The organism is Candidatus Pedobacter colombiensis (assembly GCA_029202485.1).
Taxonomy (GTDB): domain Bacteria; phylum Bacteroidota; class Bacteroidia; order Sphingobacteriales; family Sphingobacteriaceae; genus Pedobacter; species Pedobacter colombiensis.
In genome coordinates, this window is the sequence record CP119313.1 from 4803295 (window position 1) to 4820124 (window position 16830).

The 16830-nt window shown below is 40.4% G+C and carries 14 protein-coding genes; 7 read left to right on the top strand and 7 right to left on the bottom strand.

Annotated features, from left to right (window positions below; translation table 11 throughout):
• Positions 1-3 precede the first annotated feature (3 nt).
• Complete coding sequence (gene secA / locus P0Y49_19960; protein ID WEK19055.1) at positions 4-3312, bottom strand: preprotein translocase subunit SecA; 3309 nt, start codon at positions 3310-3312, stop codon at positions 4-6.
• A gap of 149 nt (positions 3313-3461) precedes the next feature.
• Complete coding sequence (locus tag P0Y49_19965) at positions 3462-3761, bottom strand: hypothetical protein (protein ID WEK19056.1); 300 nt, start codon at positions 3759-3761, stop codon at positions 3462-3464.
• Between the two features lie 180 nt (positions 3762-3941).
• Here P0Y49_19965 and P0Y49_19970 point away from each other — a divergent pair, with 180 nt between their 5' ends.
• The gene (locus P0Y49_19970) at positions 3942-4838 is read left to right on the top strand and encodes a LysR family transcriptional regulator (protein WEK19057.1); all 897 of its coding nucleotides are present in this window, start codon (positions 3942-3944) and stop codon (positions 4836-4838) included.
• 2 nt (positions 4839-4840) lie between these two features.
• On the opposite strand, the gene P0Y49_19975 is transcribed toward P0Y49_19970, so the two are convergent.
• Positions 4841-5293: a hypothetical protein gene (locus P0Y49_19975; protein ID WEK19058.1), complete on the bottom strand. Its 453-nt coding sequence runs from the start codon at positions 5291-5293 to the stop codon at positions 4841-4843.
• Positions 5294-5977: 684 nt separating this feature from the next.
• Here P0Y49_19975 and P0Y49_19980 point away from each other — a divergent pair.
• Complete coding sequence (locus P0Y49_19980) at positions 5978-6922, top strand: putative sulfate exporter family transporter (protein WEK19059.1); 945 nt, start codon at positions 5978-5980, stop codon at positions 6920-6922.
• Position 6923: 1 nt separating this feature from the next.
• On the opposite strand, the gene P0Y49_19985 is transcribed toward P0Y49_19980, so the two are convergent.
• Complete coding sequence (locus tag P0Y49_19985) at positions 6924-7406, bottom strand: ORF6N domain-containing protein (GenBank protein WEK19060.1); 483 nt, start codon at positions 7404-7406, stop codon at positions 6924-6926.
• Between the two features lie 270 nt (positions 7407-7676).
• Between P0Y49_19985 and purD the strand changes: the two genes are divergently transcribed.
• Positions 7677-8948 carry a phosphoribosylamine--glycine ligase gene (gene purD / locus P0Y49_19990; protein ID WEK19061.1) on the top strand — a complete coding sequence of 424 codons (1272 nt, stop codon included), beginning with the start codon at positions 7677-7679 and terminating at the stop codon, positions 8946-8948.
• 78 nt (positions 8949-9026) lie between these two features.
• Here the strand turns inward: purD and P0Y49_19995 are convergent, their stop codons facing one another.
• From P0Y49_19995 to P0Y49_20005, 3 genes are all read right to left on the bottom strand, one after another.
• Positions 9027-9467 carry a hypothetical protein gene (locus tag P0Y49_19995; GenBank protein ID WEK19062.1) on the bottom strand — a complete coding sequence of 147 codons (441 nt, stop codon included), beginning with the start codon at positions 9465-9467 and terminating at the stop codon, positions 9027-9029.
• A gap of 373 nt (positions 9468-9840) precedes the next feature.
• The gene (locus P0Y49_20000) at positions 9841-10983 is read right to left on the bottom strand and encodes a TlpA disulfide reductase family protein (protein WEK19063.1); all 1143 of its coding nucleotides are present in this window, start codon (positions 10981-10983) and stop codon (positions 9841-9843) included.
• 90 nt (positions 10984-11073) lie between these two features.
• On the bottom strand, positions 11074-12255 hold the full coding sequence (locus tag P0Y49_20005) for a formimidoylglutamase (GenBank protein WEK19064.1): 1182 nt from the start codon (positions 12253-12255) through the stop codon (positions 11074-11076).
• 74 nt (positions 12256-12329) lie between these two features.
• Between P0Y49_20005 and P0Y49_20010 the strand changes: the two genes are divergently transcribed.
• From P0Y49_20010 to P0Y49_20025, 4 genes are all read left to right on the top strand, one after another.
• Complete coding sequence (locus tag P0Y49_20010; GenBank protein WEK21814.1) at positions 12330-13292, top strand: NAD-dependent epimerase/dehydratase family protein; 963 nt, start codon at positions 12330-12332, stop codon at positions 13290-13292.
• 66 nt (positions 13293-13358) lie between these two features.
• On the top strand, positions 13359-14657 hold the full coding sequence (locus P0Y49_20015; GenBank protein WEK19065.1) for an HAD-IB family phosphatase: 1299 nt from the start codon (positions 13359-13361) through the stop codon (positions 14655-14657).
• Between the two features lie 48 nt (positions 14658-14705).
• Positions 14706-15662, top strand: a complete 957-nt coding sequence (locus P0Y49_20020) for a tryptophan 2,3-dioxygenase family protein (GenBank protein WEK19066.1) — start codon at positions 14706-14708, stop codon at positions 15660-15662.
• A gap of 26 nt (positions 15663-15688) precedes the next feature.
• On the top strand, positions 15689-16753 hold the full coding sequence (locus P0Y49_20025) for a branched-chain amino acid aminotransferase (GenBank protein WEK19067.1): 1065 nt from the start codon (positions 15689-15691) through the stop codon (positions 16751-16753).
• Positions 16754-16830: the final 77 nt, after the last annotated feature.

Here is a 16830-nt window from a genome sequence, read left to right on the forward strand (position 1 = left end):
AAATTACAATCCTGCACCATGGCAGTTTTTGTATTTCTTACCACTACCGCAAGGACAAAGGTCATTTCTGCCCACAGTAACTTCTTTGCGTATCGGTTGCTGAGGTGCCAGCTCACGGGTATCATCCATTACATCGGCACTGCTGGTAGACTGTCCGAACTCTGGTTTAGACATTTTCAATCTGCTTGGTGCTGGCCTTGGCGCCTGTGCTTCTCTTACATCATTAGGGTCTGTTTGTACAGGGATTCCACCTTTATATAAGAAACTTACCACCTCTTTGTTCACTGCATTCAACATGTTTTTGAACAAATTAAAGGCTTCCATTTTATAGATGATCAATGGATCTTTCTGCTCGTAAACTGCATTTTGAACCGACTGCTTCAATTCATCCATTTCACGCAAATGTTCTTTCCATGACTCATCGATCAAGGCCAGTACAATTGTTTTCTCAAATGATTTGGTAATTTCGCGCCCACCATTGTCTATTGCTTTTTTAAGACCAACAGGCACTTGTACGCTACGTAGTCCATCAGTAAATGGAACCACGATCTGCTCGATCTGCTCACCTCGCTCTGCAAACACCTGGTTCAATACCGGCATCGCCTGACTAATGATGGCATCTGATTTCCTTGCATAGAAAGCTGTAACCTCCTCAAACAATTTATCAGTTAAAGTATGAATGCCTTTTGAGTTAAATTCTGCCTCATCGATAGTTGTATCTGCAGAGAAATTTTTAATTACTTCCAGTTTAAACCCTTCGTAATTACCTTCTTCTTTATATTCAGTTACAATATCTTCCGCAACATCAAATACCATATTGCTCATGTCTACATCCAAACGATCGCCAAACAAGGCATTTCTACGTTTCGAATAGATTACAGAACGCTGTGAGTTCATTACGTCATCATACTCCAGCAAACGCTTACGAATACCAAAATTGTTTTCTTCAACTTTCTTCTGTGCACGCTCAATAGATTTGGTAATCATCGAATGCTGAATCACCTCACCATCCTCAATACCCATTTTCACCATGATGTTGGAAATCCTTTCAGATCCGAATAACCTCATTAAGTTATCTTCAAGAGATACGAAGAACTGAGATGAACCCGGATCACCCTGGCGACCGGCACGACCGCGCAACTGTCTGTCTACACGACGAGACTCATGACGCTCAGTACCTACGATGGCCAAACCTCCTGCTTCTTTAACGCCTGGGCCTAATTTAATATCCGTACCACGACCCGCCATGTTGGTCGCAATGGTTACCTGACCTGTCTGACCTGCTTCGGCAACAATATCCGCCTCTTTCTGGTGCATCTTCGCGTTCAACACATTGTGCTTAATTCCACGAAGTTTCAGCATCCTGCTCAATAGTTCCGAAATCTCTACCGAAGTAGTACCCACCAATACCGGCCTACCTGCTTGCGTTAGTTTTACAATTTCTTCTGCTACTGCATTGTATTTTTCGCGTACTGTACGGTAAACATAATCCTGATGATCTTTTCTTGAAATTACTCTGTTGGTAGGAATCTCCACCACATCCAATTTATAGATAGACCAGAACTCACCTGCTTCCGTAGTTGCAGTACCCGTCATACCACAAAGCTTGTGGTACATTCTAAAGAAGTTTTGCAAAGTAACAGTAGCATAAGTTTGTGAAGCATCCTCTACTTTCACATTCTCTTTAGCCTCAATTGCCTGGTGTAAACCATCAGAATAACGACGACCATCCATAATACGACCAGTCTGCTCATCAACGATCTTGATCTTTCCTTCATCAATGATGTACTCTACATCAATCTCAAACAAAGTATAAGCTTTCAACAACTGGTTCACAGAGTGAATGCGTTCTGCTTTGATTGAATAATCGCGCATCAAAGCATCTTTCTTTGCAATTTTCTCTTCGCTGCTTAATGATGATTTCTCAATCTCAGCAATCTCAGTACCTACATCAGGCAATACAAAGAAATGTGCATCTTCACCAGATTTGGTGATCAGCTCAATACCTTTTTCAGTCAACTCAACCTGATTGTTTTTCTCATCGATATAGAAGAACAGTTCCGAATCTACCTTAGGCATATTCTTAGACTGATCAGCCATATAATGATTCTCCGTTTTCAATAAGGTTTGTTTCACACTACCCTCGCTCAAAAACTTAATCAAGGCTTTATTTTTAGGTAAACCACGGTGCGCACGTAAAAGTGCTAAACCACCTTCACCTTCTTCGGTTCCGGCTTTACCGTCGTTAATTAATTTCTTAGCTTCATTTAAAGCTCTGGTCACATATTCTTTCTGCGCATTTACCAGGCGTTCAATCCTTGGTTTCAACTCATGAAACTCGTGCTGATCACCAAAAGGAACAGGTCCGGAAATGATCAAAGGTGTACGGGCATCATCAATCAATACTGAATCGACCTCATCCACCATCGCAAAATGCAATTTACGTTGTACCAGCTGGTCTGGAGTCTGCGACATGTTGTCACGCAGATAATCAAAACCAAACTCGTTGTTGGTACCGTAAGTAATGTCAGCTAAATATGCATTTCTACGCTCTTGCGAGTTCGGCTCATGTTTATCAATACAATCTACCGAGATACCGTGGAATTCAAACAAAGGACCATTCCACTCCGAGTCACGACGGGCGAGGTAATCATTCACCGTTACAATGTGTACACCTTGCCCAGCTAGTGCATTCAGATATGCTGGCAATGTACTTACTAAGGTTTTACCCTCACCAGTAGCCATCTCAGCAATTTTACCACTATGTAACACCATACCACCAATCAACTGCACATCATAATGTACCATGTTCCAAAGAACTTCTACACCTGCAGCTTCCCAATGATTAGCCCAAAGTGCTTTATCACCCTGGATCACTACATTTTTCTTACGGGCAGCATAATCGCGGTCAAATTGTGTAGCGGTAACCTCTAATGTTTCATTTTCAGAAAAACGTCTCGAAGTTTCTTTAACTACAGCAAAAGCTTCAGGCAGGATCTGCTGCAAAACCACCTCAAGTTCTTTATCACGGTCTTTAATCAACGCATCAATCTGATCGTATATAGCTGTTTTTTCAGCTAATGACAATTCCTGACTTTCGCCATCGGTTTTTAAACCACTGATTTTACCGTCAATTTCCGCTAATGCTTTCGCAATAACATCTTTAAAGTATACTGTTTTATTACGTAACTCATCGTTGCTTAATGAGGATAGCTTTGCGTATTCCTGGTTTATTTTTACGACAATAGGCTGTAATGCCTTTATATCTCTTTCTGATTTGCTTCCAAATACCTTGGTTAAAAATCCTAACATATTATGTTTTGTGTTTATATTTCTTTTAAAATGATCAAATTACAACAACCAAGCCATGTAGCTAAATAAGCCACAATGTCAGTCGTAGGGCAATAAAATACTATTGCGCAAAGGGGTTAGCCCTATATTTTATTTAAGCGGGAAGGGAATTAGGGACTATTGTTTTTAGTCTGTTCCTTTATTGTCAGGTCGACTATGATATAATTATTGATCCTATGTTTTTCAATCTGCTGCTCTGGCAATAATCCTATCGAGGAAAGTGCGCTGTAAGACAAAAAGAAAGGATGTCGCTCCTCATCAACCTGTTTTAACCTTACTGTTGATGCTTCTTTGTTTACCTGTTGACTATTACAATACTTCGTTACAAGGCGCAATCCTTCAATCCGCTCCGCCTTAGCAAGGTGGGTCAGACTAAAAAATACCAGCGATAAAGTAACAATATGTCTCATCTTTTGGGCAAGCGTTTTAATTTATATAAGGCACTTCAGCGGCCAAATCTAATTTTATTCTTTTACATAAAGAAATATGTGGCGCGCAAATTCTATTCCAACATCAAAAACCAGTGCCATGATGGCAATATCAGGGTGGATTTTTTCAATGTTATTATGCATATTTGTTAGAAAAATCATATGGCAGATTTCCGTTTAGCTGTTTTTTATACCGTTGCCAAAAGGCTAAGCTTTACCAAAGCCGCTGAAGAATTATTCATTAGTCAGCCTGCTGTTACAAAGCATATTCGGGAGCTAGAACAAGAATATAACAGCAAGCTGTTTGACCGCAACGGAAATACCATCAAACTTACCCAAGCAGGCAACCTATTGTTAAAACATGCCGAAACAATCTTTGCCGCCTATAGGGCTATAGATTTTGACATGAATGCACTGCAACAGAAAGATAAGGGTCTATTGCATCTTGGCGCAAGTACAACCATATCGCAATACATCATTGCCCCAATCCTAGCTGGCTTTAAAAAGAAATTTGCAGAGATAGAATTAAAGTTGATTACCGGCAATACCGAGCAAATAGAGAAGACCTTAATCGAAAAAGAGATTGAACTTGGGATTGTAGAAGGACAATCGAAAAACCAGGAGATCAGCTATTCTGATTTTATCAAGGATGAGATTGTATTGGTTTGCCATAAAGACCACCCCCTTGCAAAAACTACTGAAATTGAACCTGCTGCCCTTCCTTCCTATAATTTCATTGTGCGCGAACAAGGATCCGGTACACGCCAGGTAATTGATCATGCATTAAAAACCCAGGGACTAAACTTATCAGATTTACCAGTCGAAATTCAACTCGGCAATACAGAAAGTATCAAAGCATACTTACTACACTCCACCGCAGTAGCCTTTTTATCTATACATGCAATCAGCAGGGAGCTACTAAGCGGCGAGTTGCGTATCATAGAGATTAAAGACATCAGTATAACCCGAAACTTCTATTTCATTTATCTTAAGGGTAAACCAGACCCCATTGCAGAGAAAATGATGCGTTTTGCCAGACTGCATTATAACTTGAAGTAAGTCTATGGTTTTGTTTTCTTTAATGATGCGATATCACCAAGATCCTTCTTTCTTCCGGAAGCCTCTTTGTTTTTAATAAACTCATTAATATTTATAAAGTTAACTTTAAGCTCATCTACCAACCCATCAACTTTATTGATATAAGCTTCGTCAAATTCGACACCCGATACTGCATTTAAAATATCAATCCTCAAGGGTGGATATCCTAATTGAGTAACATAGTTTTCTTTTAAAAAATCCTGCTCTGTAAGACCTAAGGATCCAAACCCAAAATCATTTAGTACAGCGACCATTTTCGAAGCATTATCCGAACTTGGTTTAATCCAAATATCTAAATCACCGGTATGCCTGGGACGACCATGATACGCTAATGCGTGAGCCCCGACAATCATATAATCAACCCCATGAACATTCAGAAGTTCTATAAAATCAATAAAATCCTGTTCAAAAATCATAGCTTCCTTTGATGGACTATTTTTTCAATCTTTTCTGGAAAAACACCATCCGTCCAAGTAAAATAGTTTTTCCTAAGGCGACTCACTTCTGACAACCTTTCTGCTGCAGTTTTGCTTAACCAAAACAAAACATCAAGATTATCCTCGTCCTCCATCCTAACTTGATGAACCACCATTGCCATTTTCCTATTTCGCATCATATTTATTGCTATCAATTTTTTACAGAATTGAATAACTGCTCTGTTACAAAAATACTAAAACCAAGTTACAATTTAATGTAATCACATAACTATCTTTTAGCTATTTTGCCAATACCAATGTATCCACATACTATTATCAACCAATGGCTTACCTAATATAAGATCAACAAAAATCTTCTACTTCATTCATCTTAAGGGCAAATCAGACCAGACTGCAGAGAAAATGATGCGTTACGCCAAGCTGCATTACAAATTGAAATCAAGCCTAGATTACGCTAACAGCTGTACAAGTAGCTTTAGGGCATAGCAACCTAGTAAATCCAAACTTTAAGTTTGGATTTACTAGGTTAAACAAATAATAAAGGTCTTTAAACGATATCTTTTATAAGATTACATTATAACTTGAAGTAATGCCGGATAAACATTCGGAATAACAATACCCCAGCATACCAAGGTATTTTTGCAGTACAAATCTGCAATACGAATGGAACATCCTGTAAAACACCTCAATCAAAAAATTATCTTTATAACTACCGCGGCACTTTCTTTATTCCCCTTTATCTCACCGGGAATCGCTTTATTAATGGGGCTGGCACTGGCACAAATAATAGAACATCCTTACGCAGCCGCAAGCCAAAAAGCAACACACATTTTATTAAAAATCTCAGTTATAGGCCTGGGTTTTGGAATGAACATCTTTAGCACCATCAAGGCAGGTAAAGAAGGTATATTATTTACCGTTGCCTCTATATTTGGTGCACTAACCATTGGCTACCTTATCGGAAGATTATTAAAAATAGACTTTAAAACATCTTCTCTGATCTCTGCCGGCACAGCTATATGTGGTGGAAGTGCCATCGCAGCCCTCTCTCCGGTCATCAAAGCCAATCAAAAACAGATTTCTGTTGCGCTGGGAACGGTATTTATTCTCAATTCAATTGCGCTGTTCTTGTTTCCGGTTATTGGTCATTTACTACACCTTTCACAATCCCAATTTGGCTTATGGTGCGCCATTGCCATCCACGATACAAGTTCAGTTGTGGGCGCAGCCAGTAAATATGGCCAACAAGCGCTACAAATAGCTACAACAGTGAAGCTAGCTAGAGCATTATGGATTATTCCCGTATCCCTTGCCGCTACCTATTTGTTTAAAACAGATAAAACTAAAATGCAAATCCCTTATTTTATCGGCTTATTTATTCTGGCCATCCTGGCAAATACGTACCTTCCGTTTGTCACCAAAGCAGGTCCATATTTAGTTGGCTTTGCTAAAGCAGGCTTAAGTTTAACCTTGTTTCTTATAGGCTCCGGCTTATCATTTAAGACTTTTAAAAGCGTTGGGCTTAGCCCCCTTCTTCAGGGAACAGCTTTATGGATATTGATATCAATGGCTAGCCTTTGTGCGATTATGATGTTGGCCAAAAGTTGATCTATCCCCGATTTAGTTCGCGTTCTGGATTGATTTTATAACCAATACTTTTACGTTCGGGCTCGGGCTGGTCCCTTTTCTCCAGCAGTTCATCTAGATATTGGAACACCACTTCCATATTCTTGTCCTGGTTATCCAGTTTCTTTTTGATTTTCTCCACTTCCAGACGAAGTTCGGTATGCTCACTCAACATCTGCCGGATACGGGTAAAGGTCCTGATGATCTGTATATTTACCTCAATGGCTGTTTCGAGCACACTTGACAACATGGCCACGCCCCGTTCGATAAAAACATTTGGTGGCTTTCTTAAGCCCATCTTCTCTTTATTGGATATCACATTCTGTGATTTCCAATCCGATAGTTCCCCACTGGTCATCTGGAACATAAAGTCGCCCGGAAAACGTTTTTCATTTCGTTTTATAGCCTGGTTCAGCACACGGGTTTCCACTCCGTACATTTCTGCAAGGTGTCCATGTCCATTCAACGTTCCTTAACCTTTGGGTATGCATTGGGTAAGGGTTGGTTAAGCCTTGGTATACCCCCAAGCTTAACCAACCCTTATTCAACCTTTATTCAACGCTTACCTACAACCATCTAAATTCTCAACCCATTATTCCGTTTAAAGCATAACAAAACCAGTCCATCCTCCCCTTCTTTCATTATTTAAACTTAAACTGTGATAATTTAGCTAAAGCGGTATATTTGCTAAACAATACACGCTCCCTCATACAGTTAAAAAACAAATCAGACATAGATGAATATCTTACTATTAGGTTCCGGCGGCAGAGAAAGTGCTCTTGCATGGAAAATCAGCCAGTCTTCGAAATGCGCACAACTATTTATTGCACCTGGTAATGGTGGTACAAATGCTTACGGTAAAAACGTAAACATCAATCCCAACAACTTCGATGCGGTAAAAGCGTTGGTACTTAAAGAAGCGATAACATTGGTTGTGGTTGGTCCCGAAGAACCGCTGGTAAATGGTATTCATGATTTTTTCAAAAACGATGCTGACCTTGCCAAAATTCCGGTAATCGGACCGAAAAAAGAAGGCGCCATCCTTGAAGGAAGCAAAGATTTCTCTAAGCAATTTATGGCACGCCATGGCATCCCTACACCAGGATCTGAATCGTTTACCAATGAGACCTTACAACAGGGCTTAGCCTACCTCGAAAATCATAGCTTACCAGTCGTGTTGAAAGCTGATGGTCTTGCTGCAGGTAAGGGCGTGGTAATTTGCCAGACAATCGCTGAAGCTAAAGAAGAATTACAACTGATGCTAGGTGGAAAATTTGGAACTGCCGGATCACTGGTTGTAATAGAAGAATACCTGATGGGCATTGAGCTTTCTGTATTTGTGCTTACTGATGGTGATAACTATGTAATATTACCCGAAGCAAAAGATTACAAAAAAATTGGTCAGGGCGATACCGGCTTAAATACCGGCGGCATGGGTTCTGTTTCACCGGTACCTTTCGCCGACAAAAAGTTCATGGATACCGTAGAAGAAAACATTATAAAACCAACGATAAATGGCCTAAAGAAGGATAAAATCGATTATACAGGCTTTATTTTCTTTGGTTTATTTAAAGTTGGCGACAAGCCAATGATTATCGAATACAATTGCCGTATGGGTGATCCGGAAACAGAAAGCGTAATGCTAAGAATAGAAAATGACCTGGTAGAACTATTCATGGCCACCGCTCAGAAAAAACTAAAAGATTACAAACTAAATATCAGTCCTAAAAATGCCGCAACCGTAATGGTTGTTGCCGGTGGTTATCCGGGCGAATATGAAAAAGGTAAAGCAATCGCCGGAATTGAGAACGTACGCCGATCGCTCGTGTTCCATGCTGGAACAGCCCTTGAAGGTGGAGTCGTAAAAACCAATGGCGGGCGTGTTCTAGCAGTTTCAAGCTTGCAAGACAGTCAATTTGAAGCCCTTCAATCAGCAACTGCCGATGCAGCACGCATTTACTTTGATGGTAAATACTTCAGAGAAGATATTGGATTCGATCTGGTATAACGCATTAAAACATTAATCATGCAAAAAGGGCGTATCACAATAAATGATACGCCCTTTTTGTATTTATAAGGAACCTTATTAAGGTTGAGCCTGTAATTTCAATCCGGAAATCCCTGTAACCACTTCTTCTTCCTCTTGCTTACCCTTTTTGTTTTTCTTCTTCTTAGCACCACCATTTAAACGATCTTCCAGTACTTTTTCAAATTCCGGCAACTGATCACCCTTTAAGATCGTCCTGATGTTATCATTCGTTTCATTCTGAAGCTTATAAAACTTAGTTACATCATCTTCCTTAGATGTTCCCGCCTGCTGTCTTTTAATCAAATCCAGCTGCTGTTTCGACATATCGAACACATAATTGTAAATCACACTTTTCTGTGTTGGAGTCAGCTTCAATCTTTTTTCCAGCTCATCAACACTTTTAACAGTCATTTCCTGAGCCGTAGGCATCTTTTGTTGTGCTTTAGTGAAGACATTAAAACCCAACAACAGCATTACAACTAAAATATATTTCTTCATGATCATGTTCTATCTGCGCAATTTAGAAATTATACAATTCAAAACCAAAATGCAAAAAGCAAAATAGGGATTCTCCTCGGAGTCTGGAATCTTTTGCCTGAAGGAGGCAAAATTTCCTAGGTCTCCTCGGAAAACCCAATTTTGCCCCTCACAAAAACCTGCAAATACCAAAACCTTCCTATCAGTTAAACCGCAAAAAGGGCGAATAAACCGGTTGTCCGATCTATTCGCCCTTTTCATTATTAGAAACCACCTCTTTTCGTGAGCCCCCTCCTTCGTTTTTGTGAGGAAGAAAATTACCTTCTCAGAAAGAGCCTAGCCTTCTTCGCTTCTTCAGTGAAGTAATGCAGCTCTTGAAGAGAACGGTTGTTTTCTATTTTGCTTTGTTAAGAACCTCAGCAAGCTTCTTGTGCAGCTCCTCACCTCTCACATTCTTAGCAATGATCTTACCAGAAGGATCAATTAAAAAGTTTGCAGGGATACCACGTACGCCATACATTTTTGAAGCTGCATTGTCCCAACCTTTCAAATCTGACAACTGCGTCCAGGTTAAACCATCTTTTTCGATAGCAGCTAACCACGCATCTTTTTTACCAGGGTTATCCAATGAAACACCAAGAACAGTGAAGTTTTTGTCTTTAAAAGCATTATATGCTTTTACTACGTTAGGGTTTTCACCGCGACAAGGACCGCACCATGAAGCCCAGAAATCAAGCAACACATATTTTCCGCGGAAGTCCGACAATTTAACCGGTTTATCATTCACATCATTCTGAGTGAAATCCATGGCCATCTGACCAACACCTGTTTTTTTAGCAGACTCGATCTCCTGGCTAATGTTTTTACCAAGATCAGTTCCTTTTACTGCTGCAGAAAATTTGTTAAATGCAGTTTCAGTACCTTTAAGATCAGCATCGATATCCATAGTTCCTTTAAAGGCTACAAGACCTACATAAGAGTTAAGATTAGCTGCATAAAACTTTTTGCTTAATTCCTCTAATTCTTTTCTGATTGCTTCATCACGGCTATAAACCGTTTTCATATAAGCCTCGTCTTTACGCTCTTCAGGAGATTTGCTACGGTATTCAGCCATTAAAGCAGCACCTTTGTCGTCAGCTGATTTAGTTAATGCTTTGTATTTCGCATTATCATCATTTAATTTCGAACCTTTAACAACTGCATGTTTTACTGAATCTGTTGTCGATACGATTTGCATTACAGCAGGCTCAATGTAAAAACCCATAGCATCAACAGCAGCACCAGGTTGAGCAGCTCCGGCTGTATGCTTAATTCTGATAGAAGCCTGAGCTGGTCCTTCTACCGAACCGGTAAATGCAAACTTGCCGCCAACAATATTTACTGAGTCTGTAACCGGCTTAGCCCTTGGGCCATACATTAAATAAGCTTTTGCAGGTGAGCCTAAGTTGCCTACCTTACCGCTAATGGTAAATTTGCCTTGTGCCATTACAGCAGCAGCAGGCAATAAACAAGCTGCGATCAATGTGATCTTTTTCATAATTTTTCTTTGATTGAAATAATAAGTTTGGTTATTCTGACCCAAATGTAATTAATAGATCAAAAACATAACGCATGGTCTATTGTAATATTATAGTAGCTTTTGGAAGGTGCGCCACCATAAATCAGGCATATCACCATTAACAGCTGTGGTATAATCCTCGTACCGGCAAGGTACCAGATGATAGCGCTCATTTTTAGAAATCCCTGTAGGATAAGGCACCTGCATCCACCAGCGATCGGATTTTTTGCTCTTTACAAAAAGCAATTCTGATGACCCATCGTTTAAGCTGGCCCTGTAAATGAGGTATTGAGACTTCGGTGTTAAAGGAAAATCTTTCTTACGGTTGTAATAACCATCAACAAAATACCATACCATCTGAGCCAGCAACATCGCTGTTTGTCCGTTTTGGTCAAACGCAGGGTTAAACTCGTAAAAGCCTATCGAAGTTAGCTTATCGCTCATTCCGGCATAACGGGTAATGGCGCAAGCCTGCTCTCCGTAAAAACCATTGGGCCCGGCATTGGCATTTGCACCAGCATCCGACGAACGAATAGCTCCTATGTCAAAACTGATCATACTCGCATTACGGATGATGGGCTCCGTTAAGGTGATGTCATCCGCAAATTCGCCTAATCGGTGTGCATCAAAATACAGCTTGTTCATCACCTTTAAGCTATCCTGATTTACAAAATAGGTTTGGTACCCCACATTGCTAAAGTTGAAAAGGTAATTCGGCTGATGCAAAAGAATTTTGTTCAGGTAGGTGTCCGACTTTGCTGCAAGTCCCTCTTGATCCTCTTCATCCAGATCAAACTTACTGTCAACCACCACAAGGTCTACCTTTTGCTCCAAGCTCTCGTAAGCGAGGTATTGCGCATAAGTCAGATCTTGTCCACCGCCGATAATAACAGGCACAATATCCAGCTTGATCAACTCTGAAACGACTGTTTTCAGTGCCACATAAGTATCTGAAATCGATGCCCCTGCTTTGATATTACCCAAATCAATGATTTTTGTGGTAAAAGCACCTTCATTTAAACTGTAAAACTGAGCCCTGAAATAATCCGGTGCCAGTCCACAGCCTTCATTATTTACCGCAGCACGATCATCCTGCACACCAAAAATGGCAATATCATACTGCTTTTCGTCCAGCTGAGGGAATTTGTCAGTATAAAACCCGGCCTTTAAACCTAGCTGACTGGTATAGAATCCCTGTTTAGGTGCAAATTTATCGGGGTTTACCGGAGAAAAAAAATCTGATAAAGACATATTGTGATATAATGTATGGCATCAAATATCTATTTTTGAGCGCATATATTAATGAACATCCTAAAAAAAATGAAATGATATTGGTTACCGGTGCTACTGGTTTTTTAGGCGCTGAACTCATCCATCAGTTAACCAGCCAGGGCATAAAGCTGAGGGCGTTGAAACGCGAACACTCCATTGTTCCGGATTTAATTAAGGATAATAACCTGATTGACTGGGCAATTGCCGACATAAACGACATTTCGGCACTTGAAGATGCTTTTGAAGGCATCGAGCAGGTATACCATTGTGCAGCCCTTGTTTCTTTTAACCCTAAAGATAAAACCAAACTTTTACATGTAAATATTGAAGGAACCGGCAATGTGGTAAACCTTTGTCTGGCTTTTGGTGCCCGTCTGCTCCATGTAAGTTCAGTAGCAGCATTAGGTGATGCCAAAAAGGGGGCACTTATTACAGAGAAAGACTTTTGGGAATATGATGGCAAAGCTCATGCTTATGCCATTTCTAAATATGAAGGTGAGATGGAAATATGGCGCGGCATAGCCGAAGGCCTTGATGCTGTAATTGTAAACCCCTCGGTCATTATTGGTGCCGGTGCAGGCTTTGAAGGAAGCGGCGCCATTTTTAAATTGGTAAAGGATGGTCTGGCCTATTACACCAAAGGAGCCACAGGAATTGTAGATGTTGCTGATGTTGCCAAAAGCATGATCGCATTGATGAATAGCCGGGAAACAGCCGAAAGGTATATCCTATCCGCGAAAAACTATCATTACCAACAGTTCTTTGGAGAGATCGCAGCAGGCTATGGTGTTAAAGCCCCTGCAAAAGAGGCCAAGCCCTGGATGTTGGGGATTGCATGGAGGGCTGCAAAGCTGGGATCCTTGTTTACAGGAAAGCCCGCAGCACTAACCCGGGATACCGCCAGAAGCAGCCTAAACGAGAGTTTATACAGCAATGAAAAGATAAAAAATACTATTTCGATAGAATTTAAAGAAATAAAGCAAACTATTGAAGAAATCTGCAGGCAGCAGGATTGAATTTCATATCTTTGACTCAATTATTAACCACCGTAGAACCACCTAAATATCATTACCACTAAACGGATGAAGCAAAAAAACTTCTATATCATTGATTTTGACAGCACTTTTACGCAAGTTGAAGCTTTGGACGAGCTGGCACGTATTTCCCTTAAAAAGCACCCTGAAAAGGAAGCCATATTCCAGAAAATTGAAGACTATACCAACCTGGCTATGGAAGGTAAGCTTTCGTTTGGTGAAAGTTTAGCACAAAGGGTAAAACTGCTGGAAGCAACCGAAGACCACCTGAAGCAGCTGATCAAAGTCCTTAAGAAGAAAGTATCTGCCTCTTTTTCCCGTAACGCGGCATTCTTTAAAAAACATGCAGATGAAGTCCTGATCGTTTCAGGCGGTTTTAAAGAGTTTATTACTCCTGTAGTAAGCCAGTATCACATTAAAAAAGAAAACATCTACGCCAATACCTTCGTCACTACCGGAGATGGCAAAATTATAGATTACGACCATTCCAATCCCTTAAGTGAAGAAGGTGGAAAGGTAAAGCTAATGCAGCAAATGAACCTTGAAGGCGATCTTTATGGAATTGGCGATGGCTATTCAGACTTTCAGCTTCGCGAAAGTGGCCTGATCAAGAAATTCTATGCCTTTACAGAAAACATATCCAGAGAAAGTATCGTTAAGAAAGCAGATCACGTTACACCAAGCTTCGACGAGTTCCTGTATGTAAACAACTTGCCAAGGGCAATATCCTATCCAAAAAACAGGATCCTATGCCTGGTCATAGGTGATGTAGAGCCGAAAAGCATAGAGATGTTAAAGAAAGATGGCTTTTCTATTCGTCATAAAACCAGCTTTGAAGAAAAGTACGTTGCAGATGTACACATGCTGTTGCTTGCCGATGGCGAGAAAATAACCAACGATCAACTTGAAAAAGCGGTTACGCTAAAAACAATTGGTTACCTTGGAAATGCAAAACACAAGATAGACCTGCAAAAATGTACCGAGCAGGGAATTGTAGTTTTTGATGATATAAAAGGAAACCCACGCAATAATGTTTTCATTCCTAAAAGAATGATCGATTTTATGAATACAGGTACGACACACCTGAGCAGCAACTTCCCTAATCTTCAGTTGCCGAGGATAGACAAGTCGCACCGCCTGATTCATATCCATAAAAACGTTCCCGGAATTATGGCAAAGATCAATACAGCCTTTGCTTACCATGATATCAATATTGTGGGTCAGTTTTTGATGACCAATCCAAGTATCGGTTATGTAATTACGGATATCAATGCACAGTACGACAAGCAGCTGTTTAAATTTTTAAAGAAGATTGAGCATACCATAAAATTTAGGGTATTGTATTAACAGTGTAAGCCTTCCTTTAATTACATTTGTGGTAAACTAACTTATTAAATGGAACTTACACCACAAATAAAAGAGAAGCTGGATAAGCTGCAGGAGAAGTATGCTGCTATGGGGCAGGATATGGCCGCTTATCTGGACGGTCTGTTGTATGCGGACTTTTTAACTTACTGGGATTATATCCATCTGGATACCTTGCTAAGTCTGCAAAGTCCAAAAACTCCTTTCCCTGACGAGGAAATCTTTATCATGTACCATCAGATTACGGAGCTTTATTTTAAGCTTTCGTTACACGAGTGTAAGCAAATTGCTGAACATCCTTCGTTAACAGTCGAGTTTTTCACGGAACGGATTAAACGTATCAATGCTTATTTTAATGCATTAACAACCTCCTTTGAGGTGATGGTAAATGGAATGGAAAAAGACCAGTTCTTAAAGTTCCGCATGTCGCTGTTACCTGCCAGTGGTTTTCAATCCGGTCAGTACCGCATGATTGAGATCTGCGCGACAAACTTTACTCAGCTTGTCGACAAAAGTAAAAGAGAAGAGCTTGCAAATGCAGACGTAGAAACACAATTTGAGCATATCTACTGGAAATTTGGGGCTACAGAACTGGCAACAGGTAAGCAAACGCTGACCTTAAAGCAGTTTATCAATAAATACGCGGCTCAGTTTTTACAATTGGTAAAAGACAGGAAGGAAACTAACTTTTCGGCGCTATACCATAAACTGGCTAATGAAGGAAACGATGTTACAGCACTGGCTGATCAGTTGAGAAAACTGGACCTGTATGTGAACGTGGAATGGCCACTGTCACATTATAAATCGGCCGTAAGGTACCTGGAGCGTGATCCGGTCGACATTGCTGCTACCGGTGGAACCAACTGGCAGAAATACCTGCCCCCTCGCTTTCAGAAAAGAATCTTCTATCCGTTTCTATGGACTGAAGAACAGATGGAAGAATGGGGCAAAGGATGGGTGCTTGGTGTGCTGAAGAATTTATCGTAAATTTGCCTTAAGTAACGACTACTACAATGAATGATACACTTGATATAACAATCACGAAAGCTGAGAACAGCAGACTTACAGTAACTGATTTTTCTCAGTTGCCTTTTGGAAAGGTATTTTCTGACCATATGTTTATTGCAGAATACGACAATGGCCAATGGTCTAACCTACAGGTCTTACCTTACGGACCGATTCCAATGAGTCCTGCAATTTCTGCTTTACACTATGGACAGGCAATTTTTGAAGGGATGAAAGCGTATCGCCAGGCTAATGGTAAGATCAGTGTTTTCAGACCAGAGAAAAACTTTGAGCGTTTCAACAAATCAGCGGCACGTATGTCTATGCCAGCTATCCCTAAAGAAATCTTTATGCAGGGTATCGCTGCATTAATTGATATTGATGAAAAATGGGTACCTGCACAGGAGGATTATTCTTTATACATCCGTCCGGTAATGTTTGCTACCGATCCATATTTAGGGGTTAGACCATCAGATAAATATACTTTTGCTTTATTAACTACGCCTACCGGCCCTTACTATAGCAAAGCCTTAAAAGTTAAAATTGAGACAGAATATACCCGTGCTGATGACGGTGGTGTTGGTTATGCCAAAACTGCAGGAAACTATGCCCGCTCTTTATTCCCTTTTGCGGAAGCGCAAAAAGAAGGTTTCGACCAGTTAATCTGGACTGATGCTGCTACTCATGAATTTATTGAGGAAGCTGGAACTGCAAACCTGATCTTTGTGATCAATGGTAAGCTGGTAACACCTTCAGTAAGAAGCACCGTTTTAGACGGAGTAACCCGCGATACCATAATTACCCTTGCTAAAAAAGCAGGTATTGAAGTTGAAGAAAGACGTGTAAGCGTAAAAGAAGTCATTGAAGGCATCGAAAACGGAAGTCTTACCGACGCTTTTGCAGCAGGTACTGCGGCAACAGTTACACCAATCGGTGCAATTGGTTACCAAGGTAAAACTTATACTTTAACAGATCCTGCAACACGTACCATTTCTGCAGGCATTGCCAAAACACTAAACGATATCCGTTACGGGTTAGCTCCTGACGAGTTTGGCTGGAACTGGGTATTGTAAGCAATCGCTTCAAAAAACATAAAATACAGGCGCCTTTATCAAGGGCGCCTTTTTATTGTCAAATCATAAAAACTAAC

Coding starts and splice junctions, on each gene's coding strand:
- P0Y49_19970 (WEK19057.1), top strand. CDS start 3,942: ATGGCAGATTTCCGTTTAGCTGTTTTTTATACCGTTGCCAAAAGGCTA.
- P0Y49_20015 (WEK19065.1), top strand. CDS start 13,359: ATGAAGCAAAAAAACTTCTATATCATTGATTTTGACAGCACTTTTACG.
- P0Y49_20005 (WEK19064.1), bottom strand. CDS start 12,255: ATGTCTTTATCAGATTTTTTTTCTCCGGTAAACCCCGATAAATTTGCA.
- secA (WEK19055.1), bottom strand. CDS start 3,312: ATGTTAGGATTTTTAACCAAGGTATTTGGAAGCAAATCAGAAAGAGAT.
- P0Y49_20025 (WEK19067.1), top strand. CDS start 15,689: ATGAATGATACACTTGATATAACAATCACGAAAGCTGAGAACAGCAGA.
- P0Y49_19995 (WEK19062.1), bottom strand. CDS start 9,467: ATGAAGAAATATATTTTAGTTGTAATGCTGTTGTTGGGTTTTAATGTC.
- purD (WEK19061.1), top strand. CDS start 7,677: ATGAATATCTTACTATTAGGTTCCGGCGGCAGAGAAAGTGCTCTTGCA.
- P0Y49_20000 (WEK19063.1), bottom strand. CDS start 10,983: ATGAAAAAGATCACATTGATCGCAGCTTGTTTATTGCCTGCTGCTGCT.
- P0Y49_19965 (WEK19056.1), bottom strand. CDS start 3,761: ATGAGACATATTGTTACTTTATCGCTGGTATTTTTTAGTCTGACCCAC.
- P0Y49_19980 (WEK19059.1), top strand. CDS start 5,978: ATGGAACATCCTGTAAAACACCTCAATCAAAAAATTATCTTTATAACT.
- P0Y49_20020 (WEK19066.1), top strand. CDS start 14,706: ATGGAACTTACACCACAAATAAAAGAGAAGCTGGATAAGCTGCAGGAG.
- P0Y49_19975 (WEK19058.1), bottom strand. CDS start 5,293: ATGATTTTTGAACAGGATTTTATTGATTTTATAGAACTTCTGAATGTT.
- P0Y49_20010 (WEK21814.1), top strand. CDS start 12,330: ATGATATTGGTTACCGGTGCTACTGGTTTTTTAGGCGCTGAACTCATC.